The 21515-nt window shown below is 66.9% G+C and carries 16 protein-coding genes; 15 read left to right on the top strand and 1 reads right to left on the bottom strand.

Annotated features, from left to right (window positions below; translation table 11 throughout):
* The 15 genes from VM054_06255 to VM054_06185 form a co-directional block, all read left to right on the top strand.
* Positions 1-969, top strand: a 969-nt coding sequence (locus VM054_06255; protein ID HUT98660.1) for an RnfABCDGE type electron transport complex subunit D, incomplete at its 5' end; no start/stop codon positions are given.
* Entirely contained in the window at positions 962-1615 is a 654-nt protein-coding gene (locus tag VM054_06250) for an FMN-binding protein (GenBank protein ID HUT98659.1), read from the top strand. The genes VM054_06255 and VM054_06250, both read left to right, overlap by 8 nt.
* A 304-nt stretch (positions 1616-1919) precedes the next feature.
* Positions 1920-2585 (top strand): electron transport complex subunit E, encoded by a 666-nt coding sequence (locus VM054_06245; protein HUT98658.1) that lies wholly within the window; start codon positions 1920-1922, stop codon positions 2583-2585.
* Positions 2582-3172 (top strand): electron transport complex subunit RsxA, encoded by a 591-nt coding sequence (rsxA, locus tag VM054_06240; GenBank protein HUT98657.1) that lies wholly within the window; start codon positions 2582-2584, stop codon positions 3170-3172. Before VM054_06245 ends, rsxA begins: the two co-directional genes overlap by 4 nt.
* Positions 3173-3803: 631 nt before the next feature.
* The gene (locus VM054_06235; GenBank protein ID HUT98656.1) at positions 3804-4379 is read left to right on the top strand and encodes a 4Fe-4S dicluster domain-containing protein; all 576 of its coding nucleotides are present in this window, start codon (positions 3804-3806) and stop codon (positions 4377-4379) included.
* 3 nt (positions 4380-4382) lie between these two features.
* On the top strand, positions 4383-5261 hold the full coding sequence (locus tag VM054_06230) for a CoB--CoM heterodisulfide reductase iron-sulfur subunit B family protein (GenBank protein ID HUT98655.1): 879 nt from the start codon (positions 4383-4385) through the stop codon (positions 5259-5261).
* 106 nt (positions 5262-5367) lie between these two features.
* Complete coding sequence (locus VM054_06225; protein ID HUT98654.1) at positions 5368-6246, top strand: FAD-binding protein; 879 nt, start codon at positions 5368-5370, stop codon at positions 6244-6246.
* Positions 6247-6420: 174 nt separating this feature from the next.
* A complete protein-coding gene (locus tag VM054_06220; GenBank protein ID HUT98653.1) occupies positions 6421-6915 on the top strand; it encodes an NAD(P)H-dependent oxidoreductase subunit E in 495 nt (164 codons plus the stop codon).
* A 34-nt stretch (positions 6916-6949) separates the two neighbouring features.
* Positions 6950-10138: an FAD-dependent oxidoreductase gene (locus VM054_06215; GenBank protein ID HUT98652.1), complete on the top strand. Its 3189-nt coding sequence runs from the start codon at positions 6950-6952 to the stop codon at positions 10136-10138.
* Positions 10139-10295: 157 nt separating this feature from the next.
* On the top strand, positions 10296-12065 hold the full coding sequence (locus VM054_06210) for a 2Fe-2S iron-sulfur cluster-binding protein (protein HUT98651.1): 1770 nt from the start codon (positions 10296-10298) through the stop codon (positions 12063-12065).
* 717 nt (positions 12066-12782) lie between these two features.
* Complete coding sequence (locus VM054_06205; GenBank protein ID HUT98650.1) at positions 12783-16184, top strand: FAD-dependent oxidoreductase; 3402 nt, start codon at positions 12783-12785, stop codon at positions 16182-16184.
* 446 nt (positions 16185-16630) lie between these two features.
* A complete protein-coding gene (locus VM054_06200; GenBank protein ID HUT98649.1) occupies positions 16631-17077 on the top strand; it encodes a hydrogenase iron-sulfur subunit in 447 nt (148 codons plus the stop codon).
* A 152-nt stretch (positions 17078-17229) separates the two neighbouring features.
* Positions 17230-18204: an oxidoreductase gene (locus tag VM054_06195; GenBank protein HUT98648.1), complete on the top strand. Its 975-nt coding sequence runs from the start codon at positions 17230-17232 to the stop codon at positions 18202-18204.
* Positions 18204-19667: a Ni/Fe hydrogenase subunit alpha gene (locus VM054_06190; GenBank protein HUT98647.1), complete on the top strand. Its 1464-nt coding sequence runs from the start codon at positions 18204-18206 to the stop codon at positions 19665-19667. The genes VM054_06195 and VM054_06190 overlap by 1 nt, the downstream gene beginning before the upstream one ends.
* A gap of 309 nt (positions 19668-19976) precedes the next feature.
* On the top strand, positions 19977-20441 hold the full coding sequence (locus VM054_06185; protein ID HUT98646.1) for a hydrogenase maturation protease: 465 nt from the start codon (positions 19977-19979) through the stop codon (positions 20439-20441).
* A gap of 62 nt (positions 20442-20503) precedes the next feature.
* On the opposite strand, the gene VM054_06180 is transcribed toward VM054_06185, so the two are convergent.
* Positions 20504-21085, bottom strand: coding sequence for a hypothetical protein (locus tag VM054_06180; protein ID HUT98645.1), 582 nt, complete (start codon positions 21083-21085; stop codon positions 20504-20506).
* Positions 21086-21515 lie beyond the last annotated feature (430 nt).

The following is a 21515-nucleotide window of genomic DNA, read 5'->3' as shown; positions in this document are numbered from 1 at the left end:
CTGGCGGGGGCGGTGTGGTTCCAGGGCTGGCGGTCGCTGATGCTCGTCGCCGTCGCCGCGGTGAGCGCCGTGGTCTTCGAGGCGGTCATCCAGCTCGTCACCAAGAAGCCGGTGACCGTCATGGACGGCTCGGCGGTGGTGACCGGGGTCCTGCTGGCCTTCAACCTCCCGTACTACGTGCCGTGGTGGATGCCGGTGGTGGGCAGCTTCGCGGCCATCGCCATCGCCAAGCAGGTCTTCGGCGGGCTGGGGTACAACCTGTTCAACCCGGCGCTCATCGGTCGGGCGGTGCTGCTGGCGGCCTGGCCGGTGCACATGACCACGGACTGGTACTCCCACGCCGAGGGCGCCCGGGCGCTTCCGCACCTGGCGAACCTTTCCGGCACGACGGTGGACGCGGTGTCCACGGCGACGCCCCTGGCGGTGATGAAGGACGCCGCGGCCGCATTCTCCAATCCCGCCGCCACACCCGAGGCGCTCGCCCAGGCCAAGGCCGTCGTGGCCCAGCTCACCGGGGCCGGGGGCCTCGGCAAGCTCGCCCTGGGAAACGTCGGCGGCTGCATCGGCGAGACCGGCGCCGTCCTCCTCTTGATCGGCGCCCTGATACTCGTGATAAAGGGCATCGCGGACTGGCGCATACCCGTCGGCTACCTGGCCACCGTGGCCGTGTTCATGACGGTCTTCGGCTGGGTGGGCGGCGTGTGGACGGGGCTCTTCCACCTCCTGGCGGGCGGGCTGATGCTCGGGGCGCTCTTCATGGCCACCGACATGGTCACCAGCCCGGTGACGAGGAAGGGGCGATGGATTTTCGGCGTCGGGTGCGGCATCCTGGCCTCGGTGATACGCCTCTGGGGCGGATACCCCGAGGGCGTGAGCTACTCGATCCTGTTGATGAACGCCGCCGTGCCGCTGGTGGACCGCTTCACCGTACCGAAATTCTTCGGGGAAAGGAGGGCCGGCCGTGCTTAAACTGGGCGCAACCCTCTTCATCGTGACGGCGGTGATGGCCGCGGCGCTGGGCCTGGTCTACTCGATGACCAAGGACACCATCGCGGCCCAGGAGCGGGCCAAGGTCCTCGACGCCGTGGCGCTGGTCCTCCCCGAGGGGGCCGACCCCGCCTTCACCGAGGCCGTCACCAAGACCGAGGGCGGCCTAGAGGTCCCGGACTACTTCGTCGCCGGCGACGCCTCCGGGAAGGTCCTCGGATACGCCGTCGTCTGCTACGGCAAGGGCTTCGCCTCGACCCTGGAAATCATGGCCGGTTTCACCCCGAACGGGGTCATCACCGGCACCAGCGTCCTCAAGCAGGGCGAGACCCCGGGCCTGGGGGAGCGGGTCAACGAGATTCGTATCGAGGGGACGCTGTGGACCGCCATCGGGGGGCTCTTTTCCGATAACGCGGGCCCCGCGGGTCCGCCGCCGGCTCCCTGGTTCCAGGCCCAGTACCTGGGCCTCCACGCCGACGGGCTGGAACTGGTGAAGGGCGCCGTCGCCGATCCCGCGCTCGATCAGGTCGCCGCCATCACCGGCGCCACCATCACCAGCCGCGCCTTCACCGACGGCGTGCGCGAGGGCGTGACCGCCTTCCTGGCCCGCACCGACATCCCCCGCTAGGGTTGGGCCGATAGGTTGGGGGGCTGGTTGGGGGACGGAGTGCTGGTTGAGGGATGGCTATAGGTCGTCGCGCGGATGCCGGAACCGTGAAGCGGCCGGGGGGCCGATGGGGCGGCGGGGAATCGTCGGAACCCGGCAGCCGTCGGGTAGATGCGGCCTCGGGTGCGGAGCCGTAGGGGCGACCGTCCACGGTCGCCCGCGGACGGGGACGTAGCCCCGTCCCTACGGGGGGGATTAAAGGGGACGGACCTCCGACCCTACAGACGGCCACGTTGAGCAACACCTCCTTAAATGAGGAGCAGCCTTGTCCGTAAAGGAGTTCACCAAGGGGTTCTTCCGGGAAAACCCGGTATTCGTGCTGGCGCTGGGCCTGTGCCCGACGCTGGCCGTCTCCAGCCTGGTGGAGAAGGGCCTGGGGATGGGCCTGGCGGCGACCTTCGTCCTGGTCTGCTCCAACGTCATCATCGCCCTCGTTCGCAAGCTCGTCCCCAAGCGCATCCGCATCCCCATCTTCATCGTCATCATCGCCACCTTCGTGGTCATCGTGGAGCTGATGATGAAGGCGTACCTGCCGCCCCTCTCCGAGGCGCTGGGCATCTTCATCCCGCTCATCGTGGTCAACTGCATCATCCTGGGCCGGGCCGAGGCCTACGCCCAGAAGAACACCGTGGGCCGGTCGTTCATGGACGGCCTGGGGATGGGCCTCGGCTTCACCTACGCCCTGTTCATCATCGCCACCATCCGCGAGGTCCTGGGCTTCGGGACCTTCCTGGGCTTCTCCGTCTTCGGGTCCGACTTCGAGCCGGCCACGATAATGATTCTCTCCCCGGGCGCCTTCATCACCATCGGCCTCATGATGGGCTACTTCACCTGGCGGCGCCGGCGTAAAAAAATGAAGGGCGTCGGAACCCCCGACGACCTTCTCACCGAGCGGCAAAGGCTCACCGAGACCACCAGGGAGGCGGCATGAGTTACGGCGTCCAGCTCATTCTCCTCTTCATCGGCGCGGTACTGGTCAACAACTTCGTCCTCATGCGCTACCTGGGCCTCTGCCCCTACCTCGGCGTCTCCAAGCAGACCGACTCCGCATTCGGCATGGGCATGGCGGTAATATTCGTCATGTTCCTCGCCGCGGTGGTCACCTGGCTCATCTACTACTTCATCCTCATCCCCCTGGATCTGGCCTGGATGCGGACCATCTTCTTCATCCTGGTCATCGCCAGCCTGGTGCAGACGGTGGAAATCATCATGCAGAAGTCCCTGCCCAGCCTGTACCGGGCGCTGGGCATCTTCCTGCCCCTGATCACCACCAACTGCGCCGTCCTGGGCGTCACGGTCCTCAACATTGACTCCGGCTTCGATTTCTTCCAGTCCGTGGTGCACGCCGTGGGGGCGGGGGTGGGCTTCACCCTGGCGCTCCTTCTGATGGCGGGACTGCGCGAGCGGATGGAGGTGGGCAACGTCCCGATACCCCTGCGTGGGCTGCCCATCGCCTTCATCACCGCCGGGCTCATGTCCGTGGCCTTCCTGGGATTCTCGGGCCTCATCCCCGAATAAGGGGGCCGGTCGGGTTGGGGGGCGGTGGGGGGGTCTTCCTGGAGGGACCGACTACCGGCCGGTCGGGGGGTGGAGATTCCCGTGCAGAGGGGGCGGTCGCTCCGAGCGTGGGGTCAGTTAGTTTGGGGATGCGGGACTGTGAAGGGGAGGCGTCGGAGCAGGGGCGGTCCGGATTCCGCTGGAGCGCGGCGGGAGGGACGGTCGTTCATCACGCCGGGACCGGCGGTAAAATTGAGACGAAGTATCCGCGGATTAACCGTTGAACCGCACCGACGAATGTGCTATTATTCCGTCCGGAAAATGTAAGTATTGGGCTGTATTGATACCCCGTCTAGCTTGACTTTCCACCGGCCCGGTAATAATCTCTTCGGGTTTCCACGTCACCTGAGAGAACCTCTCGACACGGCTGCCGCCGTTACGTTTGACCGGAGCTGCTTCGCGGCCGGGTGCGGGGATTGAACGAGGGAGAAAAGAGCGGTTCTTTGTCCCCTTTCTTCGCGTCCAGTTTGAGAATTATTTCACATTATCGTTTGCGCATAATCACTATCCGTTTTTGCCGAACCCTTAGCTCTTTCCATACGGGTCAATCGGCCCCCCGGCGCGGCTGATTCCAGTTGACGGAGGAAAACCGATGCGGGTTATAGACGGCAAGGTAGAGGGCCGGGAGCTGACCAGGAAATTCCTGGAAGAGGTGATGCTCATCCCCAACGGGGACAAGGTCAACATGTGCATCCAGTGCGGCACCTGTTCGGCCTCCTGCCCGACCGGCTACGCCATGGATTTCACCCCGCGGCAGATAGTGGCGGCCCTGCGCGCCGACATCATCCACGAGGTGCTGGTGAGCAATTCCGTGTGGCTGTGCGCCTCGTGCTACTCCTGCACGGTGCGATGCCCCGCCGGCATCCCCTGGACCGACATCATGTACCAGCTCAAGCGGCTGGGCGAGGACGAGGGCATCATCCCGCGGATCAAGAAGGGGCACGAGCTGGCCACCGCCTTCAACTCCATCATAGACAAGTACGGCCTCTCCGCGGAGTTCCTGCTCATGCTGAAGTTCTACTTCCGCACGGGCATCTTCAAAGCCCTGGGTCAGCTCGGTTTCGCCTCGAAGATGTTGGTCAGGGGCCGTCTGGATCTGGGGGCGCACAAGATAAAGGGCATCAAAGGCCTTCAGAAGATGATGGCCGTTATGGAGGAAAGGAAATAGACGATGGCCGTCCCTAACGGTATCCAATACACGTACTACCCGGGCTGCTCGCAGACGACGACCAGCCGGGCGTACGACGCCTCGGTCAGGGGCGTGACCCGGAAGCTCGGGATCGAGCTGGTGGAGCTCGAGGACTGGAACTGCTGCGGCGCCTCCAACTATATCGCCATTGACGCGCGGAAGGCCTTCGTCCTCTCGGCCCGCAACCTGGCCCTGGCGGAGAAGACCGGCCGGCCCGACATCGTCACGAGCTGCAGCGGATGCTACGTCATCCTGGCCAAGGCCAAGAAGTACATCGCCTCGAACCCCAAGCTCCGCGAGGACATTAACGAGGCCCTGGCCACCGGCGGCCTGACGTACTCGGGCAAGGTCAACGTGCGCCACGTTCTGGACGTCCTGGCCAACGACGTCGGCGAGGAGCGGGTCCGGGCGGCGGTTACGACGCCCCTGACCGGCCTCAAGGTCGCCCCGTACTACGGCTGCCAGATCGGCCGCCCCTACGGCGAGTTCGACGACGAGGAGTGGCCCCACACCCTGGACGACCTGGTGGCCTGGACGGGCGCCGAGCCGGTGAACTTCCCCCTCAAGTCCAAGTGCTGCGGCGGCATCCTGATGACCACCCAGCCTCACGTCGGCCGCACCCTGGTCGGCAAGCTCTTGAAGAACGCCAAGGACTCCGGGGCGGACTGCATCGTCACCGCCTGCTCCCTGTGCCACGTGACCCTGGAGTCCTACCAGAAAAAGGTCAGCCGCCACCTCGGCGAGGACGTGCAGATACCGGTGCTGTACTTCACCCAGCTCATGGGCCGGGCTCTGGGGCTCACCCCCAAGGAGCTCATGCTGAAAGACAGCCTCACCCATGCCGAGGCCGTCCTTCCGTAAAGGAACCGCGGGAAGAGCGATGACAACAGCAGGGCGGCAACGCCGTGTGCCGTCCCTCCAGACCAGGGGTGAGGCGCGAAAGCCTGAGCCCCACGGGGTACGGAATATGAGCGAAAACGGCAGCAAAAGAATAGGCGTGTACGTCTGCCACTGCGGCTCCAACATCTCGCAGACGGTGGACGTCAAGGCGGTGGCCGAGTACGCCGGCACCCTGCCCGGCGTGCGCGTGGCCCGGCACTACCAGTACATGTGCTCCGATCCGGGGCAGGCACTCATCCAGAAGGACATCGAGGAGCTGCACCTCACCCACGTGGTGGTCTCCTCCTGCTCGCCCCTGATGCACGAGCGCACCTTCCGCCGCACGGTGGCCGAGGCGGGGATAAACCCCTACCTGTTCGCCATGGCCAACATCCGGGAGCAGGTCTCCTGGGTCCACACGGACAAGGCCCGGGCGACGGAGAAGGCCAAGCGCCTGATAGCCGCCGAGGTCTTCCGGGTCTCCAACCAGGAGGAGCTCTTCCCGGAGAAGGTGGACGTGAACCCGGCGGTCCTGGTCATCGGCGCCGGAATCGCCGGCATCGAGGCCGCCCTCAAGTGCGCAATAGCCGGTCAGAAGGTCTACCTGGTGGAGAAGGAGCCCTCGGTGGGCGGACACATGGCCTTCTTCGACAAGACCTTCCCCACCCTGGACTGCGCCGCCTGCATCCTGACGCCCAAGATGGTGGACGTGGGCATCCACCCCAACATCGAGCTTCTGACCTGGTCCGAGGTCACCAAGGTGGACGGCTACGTGGGCAACTTCACGGTGACGGTCAGGAAGAAGGCCCGGCACGTGGACACCGCGCTGTGCAACTCCTGCGGCGACTGCGTGGCGGCTTGCCCGGCGGTCATCTACCCCGATCTGAAGGTCGTGGAGATCGGCGGCCGGCTGATAAACGAGAAGGACCCGTCCGAGGCGAAGGTCCCCGTGGCGCCCCGGGCCTAGGGCGCGCCAATCCGCGAGGGGGCTGGAAGGGGCCGCTCATCGGCGTGACGCTCGTCTCAGAGGCGCGCCACTCCGCGAAAGGGCTGGAAGGGGCCGCTCATAGGCGCGTGGACGACCCTCCGCGAAAGGACTTGAAGGGGCCGATCGTCGGACCCTCCGCGAAAGGACACGAAAGTGCATAAGGACACGATCAAGCTGGATCTGGAGCTCGCCCGGCCCCTCATTGATAACTACAACCGGGGCGAGTTGACCCTCATCGCGCTTTTGCTCGGGGTCCAGGACGTCTACTACTACCTGCCCCGGGAAGCCGTGGAGTTCATCGTCCGCGAGACCGGGGTCCCCATAAGCGTCATCTACAGCCTGGCCACTTTCTACTCGGCCATCTCCCTGGAGCCCAAGGGACGCAACCACATCCGGTGCTGCGTCGGCACGGCCTGCATGGTCCGCGGTTCCATGTTCGTGCTGGACGACCTGAAGCGCGAGCTGGGTATCGGGCCCGGCGAGGTCACCGAGGACGGCGCCTTCTCCCTGGAGGAGGTGCACTGCCTCGGCGCGTGCGCCCTGGGGCCCGTCATCACCAAGCGGGACAAGTTCTACGGCCACGTCACCAAATCAAAGGTCCGGGAAGTCATCGGCGCCCTGAGGAGGGCCGACAGTGCAAACGTCTGACCCTCCCAGGTCGGGAACAATCAAGGTGAAGAATATGAGGATTACGAGCGTCAAGGATCTCGACGACCTGAAGAAAAAGGGCCGTGAATCCCTCTATCCCGACAGGATACGGATTTCCGTCGGCTCTTCCACCTGCGGCATCGCCAACGGGGCGCTCGACGTCGCCCGGCGGCTCATCGAGGGGGCCGAGCGCGAGGGGCTGGACATCGTCGTCGAGGACTCGGGCTGCTACGGCTTCTGCCAGATGGAGCCGCTGGTGGACGTCTGGGTCCCCGGACGGCCCCGCGTCGTCTACGGGAACATCACCGAGGACAGGGTGGACGAGCTCCTGCGGGCGGTGAAGGAGGGGCGCGTCATCGAGGACTGGGCCCTCTTCCGCCTGGAGGGCGAGCACATCGTCCTCAACGACGAGCGCGTCGCCTACGACGTCTCCGGCGGCAACGGGGAGTATAAAAACGTGCCGCTCATGGAGGACGTGGGATTCTTCAAGGGGCAGCTCCGCATCGCGACCCGCAACTGCGGCTACATCAAGCCGGTGAGCCTCCAGGAGTACGTGGCCCGCGGCGGGCTCTACACTCTCCACAAGGTCCTGACCACCATGAAACCCGAGGAGGTCATCGAGGCGGTCCTGGCCTCGGGTCTGCGCGGTCGCGGCGGCGGCGGATTCCCCACCGGACGCAAGTGGAAGATAGCCCGCGGGGCGCCCGGCGGCGTGAAGCACATCGTCTGCAACGCCAGCGAGGGCGACCCCGGCGCCTACATGGACCGCTCAGTCCTCGAGGGCGACCCGTACTCGGTCCTCGAGGGCATGATCATCGGCGCCTACGCCATCGGGAACGTCTCCGACGCCTACATCTACGTGGGCAGCGACTACCCCCGCGTCCGCCGCTTCCTCCTCGAGTCCGTCGCCGTCCTGCGCGAGTACGGTGTGCTGGGCTCCGACATCCTGGGTACCGGCCTAAACTTCGACATCCACGTGGTCCAGGGCGCCGGCGCCTTCGTCTGCGGCGAGGAGACCGCCCTCATCTTCTACATCGAGGGCCAGCGCGGCACCCCGCGCCCCCGGCCCCCATACCCCGCCATTTCCGGCCTCTGGGGCAAGCCCACCATCATCAACAACGTGGAGACCTGGGCCAACATCCCGGTCATCCTCAGCCGCGGCGCCGACTGGTTCAGCTCCATCGGATCCCCGGGGAGCAAGGGGACCAAAGTCTTCTCCCTGGTGGGCAACATCAAGAACACCGGGCTCATCGAGGTGCCGATGGGCACGCCGCTCTGGGACCTCGTGTTCCGCATGGGCGGCGGCATCACCCGCTGGCGCGAGTTCAAGGGGGTCCAGACCGGCGGACCGTCCGGCGGCTGCCTGCCCGCCAAGCTCCTCAACATCCCCGTGGACTTCGACCGCCTCAGCGAGGCCGGCTCCATGATGGGCTCCGGCAGCATGATCGTCATGGACGAGCACACCTGCATGGTGGACATGGCGAAGTACTTCCTCTCCTTCACCAAGGAAGAATCCTGCGGCAAGTGCACCCCCTGCCGCGAGGGCCTCCCCCACATGCTGGCGATTCTGGAGAAAATCTCCCGGGGCGAGGGCGAGGAGGGGGACCTGGAGCTCCTGGAGGACCTGGGCACCTTCGTCAAACAGAACTCGCTGTGCGGCCTGGGCCAGACGGCGCCCAACCCGCTCCTGACCACCCTGCGCTACTACCGCGAGGACTACGACTCCCACATCAAGTACAAGAAGTGCCCCGGGTCGGTGTGCAAGAGAATGGTCTCGGCCCCCTGCCACCACACCTGTCCGGTGGGCATGGACGCCCCGAGCTACATCGCCTACATCGCCCTGGGCAAGTTCGACAAGGCGCTGGACATCATCTACCGGGCCACGCCCTTCCCCGGCATCCTCTCCCGCATCTGCCCGCACCCCTGCGAGTTCCGCTGCACCACGGGGAACGTGGCCGACCCCATCTCCATCCGGGCCCTCAAGCGGTTCGTCCTGGAGAAGCACGGCAAGGACTACGCGCCGCCCAAGGGGGCGGGCAACCTCGAGCCCGTCGCCGTCATCGGGGCCGGACCCGCCGGGTTGAGCTGCGCCTGGGACCTGGCCCGCCTGGGCTACCGGGTCACCGTCTTCGAGGCCGACGCCGTCGCCGGCGGGATGCTCTACTCCGGCATCCCGGCCTACCGCCTCCCCCGCGAGCTCATCGCCCGGGAGGTCGAGCGGGTCCGCCGGATCGGCGTGGAGATCAAGACCGGCGTAATGATCGGCAAAGACATCGCCTTCGATGACCTGCGCCGGGATTACAAGGCCGTCTTCGTCGCCACCGGCGCCCACGCCGGCATCCCGCTGGGCCTGCCCGGCGAGGAGGTGGAGGGCGTCCAGGACGCCATCGAATTCCTCCGGGAGGTCAACGTCGGGGGCCGGACCACCGTCGGCGAGCGGGTGGGCATCATCGGCGGCACCAACACCGCCCTGGACGCCGCCCGGGCCGCCCGGCGCCTCGGCGCCCTCCAGGTCACCGTCTTCTACAACCGGACCCACTTCGAGATTCCCGCCGACGAGCTGGAGGTACAGGCCGGCCTGGACGAGGGGATCGAGGTGGTCTACCTCTGCGCGCCCTCGAGAATCATCGCCGAGAAGGGGCGCCTGAAGGCGCTCGAGCTGCGGCGGGTGGAGATGCGGGGCGTGGACCCCACCGGCTGGCGCGAGCCGGTGGTCCTCGAGGGCACCGAGTTCACCGTCGAGCTCGACAACCTCTTCCCGGCCGTCAACCAGAAGCCGGACCTCGCCTTCCTCCCCGACGGCTTCAAGCTCACCCCGAGGAACACCCTCGAGGCGGACCCCGGCACCATGATGACCGACGTGCCCGGCGTGTTCGCCGGGGGCGACGTCGTCGCCGGGCCCTACTTCGCCACCGACGCCATGGGGCACGGGAAGCTGGCCGCCAAGTACATGGACCGCTACCTGCGGGGCGGCGACATGACCCCCGAGTACACCCTGACGAAGCCCGTGGCACACGTCGAGCCCTACGAGATGACGGCCGAGGAGGTCGAGACCATCGTCAACCGTCCCGAGACGCCCCTGCAGCCGGTTGCCCGTAGGATCGAGAACTTCGAGTCGGTCGAGCTCGTCCTCGACGAGGCCGCCGCCGTCAACGAGGCCAAGAGGTGCCTGCGCTGCGACTGGCGCTGGGAGCACGAGGCCGAGGAAGAAGAACGCCGTTAGTCGGAGAAGGGGGCGAGGGGTTTAACCGAGCCGTAGGGGCGGGGCTCTGTCCCTGCCCGCGGGCGACCGCAGAGGGTCGCCCCTACGAGAGACCGCGAATAGTGAAGCGGAGTAACGGCCCGGCGGCCCCCCTTGTCTCCACCGAAAGGATGATCTCATGGTTAAGCTGACCGTAGACGGGCAGAGCGTGGAGGTCGAGGAGGGTACGACCGTCCTGGCGGCGGCCAGGGCCCTGGAGATAGACATCCCGACCCTGTGCTACTCCGATTTCCTCGAGCCCTACGCCGGATGCCGGATGTGCACGGTCAAGGTCGGCGAGGGCGACGGCGCCAAGCTGACCACCTCCTGCAACCTGGTGGCGACCGAGGGGATGAACGTCGTCACCGGCGACGGGGACGTGCGCCGGTCCCGGAAGTTCACCCTCGAGCTCCTGCTGGCCAAGGCCCCGTCCGTGGAACGCCTCCAGGAGCTGGGGGCGGAGTACGGGGCCGACCCCAGGCGCTTCGGCGAGCCCACCGAGGAGGCCCTCGCGAACCGCTGCATCCTCTGCGGACTCTGCACGCGCATCTGCCAGGAGCGGGTAAAGGCCTTCGCCATCGCCATCAACGAGCGCGGCTCCAGGAGCTACGTCTCGGCGCCCTACGACGCGCTCTCGCCGGACTGCATCGCCTGCGGCTCCTGCTCCAGCATCTGCCCCACAGGCTCGGCCAGGGTCTACGACCGTTACGGCCGCAAGGTCATCCACCCCGAGCTCTCACTGGCCTCCAACTCGGCCGTGCGCTTCGTCACCAAGCAGATGGTCCCCAACGTGCCCACGGTCTACGAGGATGACTGCATCCACTTCCGGCAGAGCGCCGCCGGCAACGCCGTTGACGCCTGCCGCATCTGCGAGGAGGCCTGCGGCAAGGACGCCGTGAGCCTCGACTCCACCGACGAGGAGGTCCGGCTCGATGTGGGGACGATAATCGTCGCCACCGGGATGCAGGTCTTCGACCCCTCGGTCATCCCCGCCCTGGGTTACCGCCGGCTGCCCAACGTCATCACCGGCATGGAGTTCGAGTTCATGGCCCGGGCCGACGGCATGACCGGCGGCCACATCGAGCTCGAGGACGGCCGCACGCCCGAGGCCATCGCCATCCTCCACTGCATCGGCTCCCGCGACGAGCGGTACCATTCCTACTGCTCCCGCGTCTGCTGCATGTACTCCCTGAAATTCGCCCACCTGGTCAAGGAGCACACCGACGCCGAGGTCTACTGCTTCTACATAGACATACGCGCCTTCGGCAAGGGTTACGAGGAGTTCTACAAGCGCCTGCTTTCCGAGGGTGTGCACTTCATCCGCGGCAAGGCCGCCGAGGTCACGCCGGCCGGCGACAGGCTCAAGGTGGTCGCCGAGGACACCCTTCTGGGCGTCACGCGCGAGGTGCCGGTGGACATGGTCATCCTCTCCACCGCCCTGGAGGCGCGCTCCGACGCCGAGGAGGTGCGCCGCATCGTGGGCATCGGCTGCGGCAGCCAGGGCTTCTTCCAGGAGATGCACCCCAAGCTGGCCCCCGTGGCCACCACCACCGACGGCGTGTTCATCGCCGGCGCCTGCCAGGGGCCCAAGGACATCCCGGACTCCGTGGCCCAGGGAGCCGCCGCCGCCGCCGAGGCCCTCTCACTCATCGGCCAGGGCCAGGTCGCCATCGAGCCAATCACCTCGGTCATTGACGAGGAGCTCTGCTCCGGCTGCCGGTACTGCATCCAGAACTGCCCCTACACGGCGATTTCCTACGACGCGGAGAAGAAGGTCTCCGTGGTCAACAGCGTGCTGTGCAAGGGCTGCGGCACCTGCGTGGCCGGCTGCCCCTCCGGAGCCTCCCGCCAGAGGCACTACTCGGACACGCAGATCTACGCCGAGTTGGGCGGCATGCTGCGCCTGTAGGTCGTCCCGGACGCGGGTCGGCGGGGCGGTTGATATTCGTGCGTTATCGTTGCGCCCGTAGCCCCGTCGAGCGGATCGGCGGAGAGAGGGGTTTCGCGGCGGTAAGGAAGCCGCTCCCGATAGAGCGGGCGTCAGCGGGGATTTTTCCGGCCGACAGGATTCCGCTCCCGACTGAGACGGCATCGGCGGGGGGGCCGAGGGGTGGGTAGCGGGTGGCCGCTCTGGAATACCGTGTGGGCGTGTAATCACACGGGGCCGGGGGGCGGGTTGGAGCATCCGACCGGGCTAGACCACAGATGGCCTGTGACCCACGGGGCCGGGGGGTGAGTTAATGGCCGGATACGCCCTGCGGGGTCAAGGGCCTGTGACCCACGGGACCGGGGGGTGAGTTGGGGCGCCACGAGGTCAATCACGTCTTGGTGACTGTGACCCACGGGGCCGGGGGGTGAGTGTCGAAGCTCCGATCCCCGATAACGACGACCGTCGGGGTCGAGCGTAGTGCGGACCCGGAAGTAACGCTCTGGTGCGCGGCGAAACGGCCCGTCCGCCTCGGGTGCGTCAATCGAGATGAGAGGGAAGTAAACCCGGAAGCGACCGTCCGGATCGGAAGACCGCCCTTCGGAAGCGCGCGGTTTCCCGTGAAAGACCGGCTCCAAAAAATTTTTATCAACGTTCCGGTGAGCGTCAAACCTACCGATCTCCCAGAGGGTTGAACCGATGAGCGACAACGGCAAGGAACGGATAGGCGTCTACGTCTGCCGCTGCGGGACCAACATCTCGCACGTGGTGGACGTGGAGGCGGTGGCCCGGTTCGCCGCCGGCCTGCCCGGCGTCGTCGTGGCCAAAGAGTACAAGTACATGTGCTCCGAGCCCGGTCAGGAGCTCATACAGAAGGACATCGAGGAGTTCAAGCTGAACCGCGTGGTGGTCTCCTCCTGCTCGCCGCTGATGCACGAGGTCACCTTCCGCGGGGCGGTGGAAGACGCGGGGATGAACCCCTACCTCTTCCAGATGACCAACATCCGGGAGCACTGTTCCTGGGTGCACGACGACACGGTCCGGGCGACGGAGAAGGCCAAGCGTCTCATCCGCGCCGCGGTGCTCCGCGTGAGCCGCCACCGGTCCCTCGAAGAGAAAGAGGTCCCGGTTCACCCCGACGCCATGGTCGTGGGGGCGGGGATCGCCGGCATCGAGGCCGCGCTCAGGCTCGCCGAGGCGCAGCGGAAGGTTTACCTCGTCGAGAAGGAGCCCTCCATCGGCGGCCACATGGCCATGTTCGACAAGACCTTCCCCACCATGGACTGCGCGGCCTGCATCCTCACCCCGAAGATGGTCTCCGTGGGCCAGCACCCCAACATCGAGCTCCTCACCTACTCCGAGGTGGAAGAGGTCGCGGGTTACGTGGGCAACTTCAAGGTCAAGGTCCGCCAAAAGGCCGGCTACGTCACCAAGGACTGCACCGGCTGCTCCGACTGCACCCAGGTCTGCCCCGTCGCGGTCCCCAACGAGTTCGAGCAGGGCCACGCCGACCGGAAGGCCGTCTACCGCCTCTTCCCCCAGGCCGTGCCCAACACCTTCACCATAGACAAACAGGGCGTGTCGCCCTGCAAGATCGCCTGCCCCGCGGACTGCAACGCCCACGGCTACGTGGCCCTGGCCTCGGTGGGCAAGTTCGCCGAGGGCCTGGCCCTGGCCCGTGAGCGGGTGCCGTTCCCCGGCATCCTCGGGCGCGTCTGCAACCACCCCTGCGAGAAGGACTGCAACCGCGGCGAGGTTGACCAGCCGCTCTCCATCGCCGCCGTCAAGCGTTTCCTGGCCGACTGGGAGGTCTCCTCGGGCGCCGAGTACGCCCCCGAGCTCCCCGCCGAGGAGCGTCCCGAGAAGGTGGCCGTGGTGGGCGGCGGTCCCGCCGGCCTCACCGCCGCGCAGGACCTGCGGAAGCTCGGCCTCCAGGTCACCCTCTTCGATTCGGCGGAGAAGCTCGGCGGCGTCATGCGCAGCCACATCCCCCACTTCCGCCTCCCCGAGGCGGTCATTGACCGCGAGATCGCCAACGTCAGGAAGTGGGGCTTCGAGGTCGAGACCGGCACGGCCCTCGGCAGGGACGTCACCCTGGACGGCCTCCTCTCCGGCGGCTATAAGGCGGTCATTGTGGCCACCGGCGCCACCGTGAGCACGAAAATGCCCATCCCCGGCATCGAGTCCGAGGGCGTCTTTTTCGGCATGGACGTGCTGGAGCAGGTCAACCGCGGCGGCCGCCCCGACCTGGGCCAGAAAGTCGTCGTCGTCGGCGGCGGAAACGTGGCCATGGACGTGGCCCGCACCGCCCTGCGCCTGGACGCCGATTCCGTCCACTGCTTCTACCGCCGCACCGAGCGGGAGATGCCCGCCGAGCCGACCGAAATCGAAGAGGCCAAAGAGGAGGGGGTCCGCTTCGAGTTCCTCACCGCCCCGGTGAGCCTGCGTCGCGGCGACGACGGCCGGCTGGTCCTGCGGTGCATCCGCATGGAGCTCGGCGCGCCCGACTCCTCGGGCCGCCGCCGCCCCGTCCCCATCGAGGGCTCCGAGTTCGAGACCGACGCGGACTCCATGATAACGGCCATCGGCCAGACCGCCGACGTCGAGGTCTATAAAAAATGGGGCCTGACGACCAGCTCCTGGGGCTCGGTGGTGGTGGACCCGGTCACGGGGGCCACCAACAAGGACGGCGTCTTCGCCGCCGGCGACCTGGTGCGCGGGCCGGCCTCCATCGTCGAGGCCATCGCCGACGCCCACCGCGCCGCCGAATCGGCGGACCGCTTCATCCGCGGCGTGGACCTGGCCGAGGGACGGATTCTCCCCGAGCCGGAGAGGGCCCCGGTCCGCGAGGCCCGCGTCCTCCGTCCCCGCGTCCGGATGCCGAGCCTGCCCATGCCGGAGCGCCTGGCGACCTTCGATGAGGTGAACACCGGCCTCGACGAGGAGATGGTCACCGCCGAGGTCCTGCGCTGCCTGAACTGCTCCGTCTGCTCCGAGTGCCGCCTCTGCGAGACCAAGTGCGAGGCCAAGGCCATAGACCACCGGATGACCGACACCATCCGCGAGGTGGACGTCGGCGCCATCATCGTCGCCACCGGCTTCGAGCCCTTCGACGTGCGCGAGACGCCGCAGTTCGGCTGGGAGCGCTTCCCCGACGTGCTCACCGGCCTGGAGTTCGAGCGGCTCTGCAACGCCAGCGGGTACACCGAGGGGCACATCCTGACCGCCGACGGCCGCGAGCCGAAAGCGGTGGCCATCCTCCACTGCATCGGCAGCCGTGACGAGAACCACAACGCCTGGTGCTCCCGCGTCTGCTGCATGTACTCGCTGAAATTCGCCTACCTGGTCAGGGATCACACCTCGGCCGAGGTTTACGACTTCTACATAGACATGCGCGCCTTCGGCAAGGGCTACGAGGAGTTCTACAAGCGCCTGCTCGCCGAGGGTGTGCACTTCATCCGCGGCAAGGCGGCCGAGGTGACGGACGCCTGGGAGGGCCCCGAGGAGAAGGGCCGGCTGGTGGTCGTCGCCGAGGACACCCTCCTGGGCGGAACCCGGCGCATCCCGGTGGACATGGTCATCCTCTCCGGCGGCTTGAAGCCCCGGGCCGACGCCGACAAGGTCGCCAAGACCCTCCACCTCTCCTGCATGCAGGGCCAGTTCTTCCTGGAGAAGCACCCCAAGCTGGCCCCGGTGGACACTGCCACGGACGGCGTGTTCATCGCCGGCGCGTGCCAGGGGCCCAAGGACATCCCCGACTCGGTGGCCCAGGGCGCGGCGGCGGCCGCGGCGGCACTCTCCCTCCTCGACAAGGGCAAGGTCGTCCTCGAGCCCATAAAGGCCGCCATAGACGAGGACCTCTGCAGCGGCTGCAAGCTCTGCATCCAGAACTGCCCCTACCTCGCCATCACCTTCGACGCCGAAAAGAAGGTCTCCGTGGTGACCGAGGAGCTGTGCAAGGGCTGCGGGACCTGCGTGGCGGGCTGCCCCTCCGGCGCCGCCGGCCAGCAGGGATACGAGGACGTGCAGATTCTGGCCGAGGTCGAGGGCATGCTCGCCGAGATCCCCATGGATGTCCCCCCGGCGGTCCCAGTCGCCTAGCGGCGGGGGGCCGGTATGGAGCGCAGGGGAAGTGCTTGGGAGTAGACGAGTCCCCGTCGCTCGGGGGCGCGTAAGGGAATGGGTCGGGTCCGCCGGTCCCCGTCGGTGGGCGTTAAGAAAAAGGAAAGATCACGCACACGCCGGCCCCCCGTGCATCGGGCGGTCCCCGGCGGAAGATTTTCAACCCAAGCGGTCCCCGCAGGTTGAGAGCGGGCGTTAAAGACCGGGAGCGATTTCGCGCACGTCGCCTCCCCGCGAATCGGGCGGTCCCCGCAGGTTGAGAGCGGGCGTTAAAGGCCGGGAGCGATTTCACGAACGCCGCCACCCTCTGCCCCCGGCGGTTAGGGGCGCGTTACAGGCGGGGGCGGGTACTGTCGGCAGCGGAGTTTAATCAAAGAGCGGATTACCGGGATACCATTCCCGTCAACTGCACCGGGAGTCAAAGTATGGCTGACGAGAGCTTCGAGCCCAAGCTGGTGGGGTTCCTCTGCCGCTGGTGCACTTACACCGGCGCGGACCTGGCGGGCATCAGCCGGATAAAGTATCCGCCCAACCTCACCGCGATCAAGGTCATGTGCTCCGGCCGCGTGGACCCCACCTTCATCGTCCAGGCCTTCGCCGACGGCGCCGACGGTGTGCTCATCGGCGGCTGCCACCCCGGCGACTGCCACTACGACGTGGGCAACTACCGGACCATGCGCCGCTACCCGATGCTGGTAAAGCTCCTGGGGCAGTTCGGCATCGAGCCCGACCGCGTCTGGCTGCGCTGGATTTCCGCCTCGGAGGGCAACCTCTTCGCCGACACCATCCGGGACATGACCGCCCGGATCAAGGAGCTGGGGCCGCTGAACTGGACCGAGCGGACCCGGGCCATCAACGAAGCGGTGACCTAGGCGCCGCCGCCCGGTGCGATGGGTCGCGGAGATTTGTGGCGGAAACCGTGGCTTGTGAATCCCGTAGTTCGACCGGCTCTTCAGGTGCGTCGCAGAGCTTTTTGGAAGAAACCACAGCCCTCCCCCGGGAGGGATCGGGAAGGTTCGATAAGATGGCAAAGCCCAAGGTAGCGTTTTACTGGTGCGGCGCGTGCGGCGGATGCGAGGAGGCGGTCGTGGACCTGGCCGAGGACATCCTCAAGGTCGTCGAGGCCGTGGACATCGCCCTGTGGCCGGTGGCCCTGGACTTCAAGCTCAAGGACGCCCAAGCCTGGAAGCCCGGCGAGATAGCCGTCAGCTTCATCAACGGCGCGGTCCGCCTCTCCGAGCACGAGGAGTGGGTCAAGCTCCTGCGCGAAAAGAGCGGCCTCGTCGTGGCCTTCGGCTCCTGCTCCCACCTGGGCGGCATCCCCGGCCTGGTCAACCTCTCCACCGCCGAGGACGTCTTCCGCAACAAGTACGAGACCTCGGTCACCGTGGACAACCCGGACAAGGTCCGGCCCCAGACCCACTCCAACGTTGACGGCTACGACCTCGAGCTGCCCGCGGTGTGGAACAGCGTCAAGCGGCTCGACGAGGTGATAGACGTTGACTACTACCTCCCGGGGTGCGCGCCCCCGCCGAACCTGATCATGGACGCCGTTCTGGCCATCCTCAAGGGGGAGCTGCCGCCCAAGGGGTCGGTCCTGGCGCCTTCGAAGTCGCTCTGCGAGACCTGCCCCCTGAACGAGACCAAGCCGGAGAAGATCACCATCGGCGAGTTCAAGCGGGTGGCCACCAGCCAGCCCGACCCCGAGGAGTGCTACCTGGCGCAGGGCTTCGTCTGCATGGGGCCGGCGACGCGGGGCGGTTGCGGCGAGCGCTGCATCCGCGCCAACATGCCCTGCCGCGGCTGCTTCGGACCGCCGCCCGAGGCCCTGGATCAGGGGACCAAGCTCCTGTCGGCCATCGCCTCCGCCGGGAGCGCCCAGACGGAGGAAGACGCGGCCGCGGCCGCCGCCGCTTTGGTGGACCCGGCCGGAACCCTTTACCGATTCAGCCTGCCCAGCTCGATCCTCAAGCGCGGGCTTCCAAGGAGTGAGGGATAATGAGCACAAGGGTCACCATCAATCCGATCACCCGCCTCGAGGGCCACGGCAAGATAGAAATCTTCCTGAACGACGCCGGGGACGTCGAGCGGGCCTTCTTCCAGGTGCCCGAGATCCGGGGCTTCGAGACCTTCTGCATCGGGCGCCCCTCCGAGGAGATGCCCCGCATAACCGAGCGCATCTGCGGCGTCTGCCCCACCGCCCACCACACGGCCTCCACCAAGTGCCTGGACGACCTGTGGGGGGTGGAGCCGACCCGGGCGGCCTGGCTCATCCGTCGGCTGGTCTACAACGCCTTCACCTTCGAGGACCACAACCTCCACTTCTTCTACCTGGGCGGGCCCGACTTCATCGTCGGCCCTACCGCCCCCGCCGCCGAGCGCAACATCCTCGGCGTCATCGGCAAGGTCGGCCTCGAGATCGCCGGCAAGCTCATCAAAATCCGCCGCGAGACCCGCAACATCATCCAGACCATCGGCGGCAAGGTGATCCACCCCGTCTTCGGCCTCCCCGGAGGTGTCTCCCGCGGCATAGACGAGGAGGAGCGCCAGCAGTTCCTCGCCGTGGCCAAGGAGGCCGTCGGCTTCGCCGAGTTCGCCCTGGCGGCCTTCGACGACATCGTCCTGGCCAACGAGGCCTACGTGGACCTCATCCTCTCCGAGGGCTACACCCACAAGACCTACTACATGGGCCTGGTGGACGATAACAAGAAGGTGGACTTCTACGAGCGGCGGCTGCGCGTCGTGGACCCGGACGGCAAGGAGGTCGCCCTCTTCGAGCCGCACGAGTACACCGAATACATCTCCGAGCACGTGGAGCCGTGGAGCTACATCACCTTCCCCTTCCTGAAAAAAGTCGGCTGGAAGGGCTTCGTTGACGGCCCCGACTCCGGCGTCTTCCGCGTGGCCCCGCTGGCCCGCCTCAACGCCTCCGAGGGCATGCGCACCCCCAAGGCCCAGGAGCACTACGAGAAGTTCTTCGCCACCCTGGGCGGCAAGCCGGCCCACAACACCCTGGCCTTCCACTGGGCCCGCCTCGTCGAGGCGCTCCAGGCCGCCGAGGAGATGGTCACACTCCTCTCCGACGACGAAATCACCTCCGACGACATCCGCAACCTCCCGACCAAGACCCCGGTCGAGGGCGTCGGCATCGTCGAGGCGCCGCGCGGGACGCTCATCCACCACTACTGGACCGACCCCGACGGCATCCTCACGCGGGTCAACCTCATCGTGGCCACCAACCACAACGCCGCCCCCATGGCCATGAGCGTGGAGAAGGCGGCCAAGGCCGTGATAAAGGGCGGCAAGGTGGACGACGGCCTGCTGAACATGGTCGAGATGGCCTTCCGGCCCTACGACCCGTGCCACGCCTGCGCCACGCACGCCCTGGGGCACACGCCGCTCATCGCGAACATTTACGGCCCCGACGGCGAGCTGGTCCAGACCGTCCGCCGCGACGGCTAAGGGGCTGGTAAGGTGGGCCGGTCGAGGGGCTGGTAAGGTGGCCGGGGGGGGGGCTGGTATATCCCCTCTCCCTTCTAGGGAGAGGGTTAGGGTGAGGGTCAAGGCAGGGAATGTTAGCGTGGCGGGGACGTTAGTCCCCGCCGTTTCAATGGTTGCGATGACGTAGGGGCGGACCTTCAGGTCCGCCCGCGGGCCGACCTAAACGGCTCGCCGTCGGTCAGCCCCTACGAGGACGATAAACCAACGTTCCACACCATCCGGCGGCGAAATCGGCTATAATTCCGGGGCGACGCACCGCCCGGGAGAATCATGGCCGCTAAACGCACCATCATCCTCGGCCTCGGCAACCCCCTGATGACCGACGACGCCGTGGGCATCCTCGTCGCCCGCGCGCTCCACGCCCGCCTCGCCGACCCGAATGCGGTGCTCCGCGAGGCCTCCGTGGCGGGAATCGAGCTCATGGAGCTTCTGGTCGGCTTCGACCGCGCGATTATCATCGACGCCGTCCAGACCGACGACGGAAAGCCCGGCGACTGGTACCGTCTCGACGCTCCGTCGGAAATTTCCGGCGAGCTGCCCCAGTCCAGCCACCGCTTCGGCGTCTTCGAGGGGCTGGAGCTGGGCCGCCGCCTGGGTCTCGACATGCCCGAGGAGATACGCATCTACGCCGTCGAGGCGCCCGATCCGTTCACTTTCGGCGAGGGGCTCTCCCCGGCGCTCGCCGCCGCGCTGCCTGCCATTGTGGAGGGGATTTATCGGGAGCTCGCCGGGTGACCTTTTCGTTCATTAAAAAAGCGGGGCCGCGGGGCCCCGTTTTTTTAGCACAAATCCCGAGCCTAGTAGCTCGAGTACTGGATCTCGTAGATTTTCCAGTAGTTGTCGCGGGTGACCAGGTCTATGAAAATCCTCACGTCCGAGGAGCCGAGGAAGGACGCCACGCTGCACTTGACGGTGACCCGCGCCTTGCCCCCCTCGCTCTCGTGGAGCGTGGGGGTCTTCCAGTTGCTCCAGTTGGCGCTCTGCATCTGGTCCCAGTCCGAGTCCCAGGTATTCAGTTGCGGCGAATCCTTGGCGAAGAGGGCCTTGCACTGGGCCTCGTTTCTGGCCTTGAAGTTGTCCACGAACTGCTGGACGATCTTGTCCGGCGCGGGGCCGAGGGTGACATCCTCGGGCTCCGTGTCGTCGAAGTCCACCTCTTCGCCGCCGCCGGAGTATTCTCCGCCGCCCGACGAGCCGCCGCCGGCCGAGAAGCCGTCCGAGTACCCCATCTGGTAGCCTTCCTTGAACCCCTGATTGTAGCCTTCATCGTAGCTCCCCTCCGGTGGCGAGAAGCCGGGGCCCTGGCCCTCGGCCTCGTCGAAGCAGCCGAAGAGAATGAAGACGGTCGCACAGGCAATCACCAACGACAGTTTTTTCATCGCGCTCTCCCCCGGTTGGCAGGGCTTGATGTGCAGATTTTTCATTTTAGTACCCGACGGGGCGGATGTCCACACCCGGTCGCGGACGGTCGTCCCTACGGTTCAATCCGATGGACGTGGGGCGGGGTTTCCTAACCCCGCCGCGTTTTTAATAAGGTGGCCCTCACCCCCATCCCCGTCGGCGCGCCGCTCCCGGAGGGAGAGGGGGGCCGCCCCGACCCTCACCCCTAGCCCGTAGGCAAGCCTCCCCCCAAAAGGTGTGAGGGGGACCGCTGGCGACCGTGGAGGACTCGTCCTACCGGTCGCCCCTATGGGTTCAATCCGATGGACGTGGGGCGGGGTTTCCTAACCCCGCCGCGTTTTTAATAAGGTGGCCCTCACCCCCATCCCCGTCGGCGCGCCGCTCCCGGAGGGAGAGGGGGGCCGCCCC

It is taken from the genome of bacterium (assembly GCA_035528375.1).
Classification (GTDB): Bacteria; RBG-13-66-14; RBG-13-66-14; order RBG-13-66-14; family RBG-13-66-14; genus RBG-13-66-14.
Note: the sequence above shows the minus strand (reverse complement) of the source record. Positions and strands in the feature narration are given on the sequence as shown.

What these genes read in the sequence shown, in the direction of transcription:
- VM054_06200 (HUT98649.1), top strand. Translation starts at nt 16,631, where the DNA reads ATGGCTGACGAGAGCTTCGAGCCCAAGCTGGTGGGGTTCCTCTGCCGC.
- VM054_06190 (HUT98647.1), top strand. Translation starts at nt 18,204, where the DNA reads ATGAGCACAAGGGTCACCATCAATCCGATCACCCGCCTCGAGGGCCAC.
- VM054_06235 (HUT98656.1), top strand. Translation starts at nt 3,804, where the DNA reads ATGCGGGTTATAGACGGCAAGGTAGAGGGCCGGGAGCTGACCAGGAAA.
- VM054_06180 (HUT98645.1), bottom strand. Translation starts at nt 21,085, where the DNA reads ATGAAAAAACTGTCGTTGGTGATTGCCTGTGCGACCGTCTTCATTCTC.
- VM054_06185 (HUT98646.1), top strand. Translation starts at nt 19,977, where the DNA reads ATGGCCGCTAAACGCACCATCATCCTCGGCCTCGGCAACCCCCTGATG.
- VM054_06225 (HUT98654.1), top strand. Translation starts at nt 5,368, where the DNA reads ATGAGCGAAAACGGCAGCAAAAGAATAGGCGTGTACGTCTGCCACTGC.
- VM054_06210 (HUT98651.1), top strand. Translation starts at nt 10,296, where the DNA reads ATGGTTAAGCTGACCGTAGACGGGCAGAGCGTGGAGGTCGAGGAGGGT.
- VM054_06215 (HUT98652.1), top strand. Translation starts at nt 6,950, where the DNA reads ATGAGGATTACGAGCGTCAAGGATCTCGACGACCTGAAGAAAAAGGGC.
- VM054_06205 (HUT98650.1), top strand. Translation starts at nt 12,783, where the DNA reads ATGAGCGACAACGGCAAGGAACGGATAGGCGTCTACGTCTGCCGCTGC.
- rsxA (HUT98657.1), top strand. Translation starts at nt 2,582, where the DNA reads ATGAGTTACGGCGTCCAGCTCATTCTCCTCTTCATCGGCGCGGTACTG.
- VM054_06230 (HUT98655.1), top strand. Translation starts at nt 4,383, where the DNA reads ATGGCCGTCCCTAACGGTATCCAATACACGTACTACCCGGGCTGCTCG.
- VM054_06195 (HUT98648.1), top strand. Translation starts at nt 17,230, where the DNA reads ATGGCAAAGCCCAAGGTAGCGTTTTACTGGTGCGGCGCGTGCGGCGGA.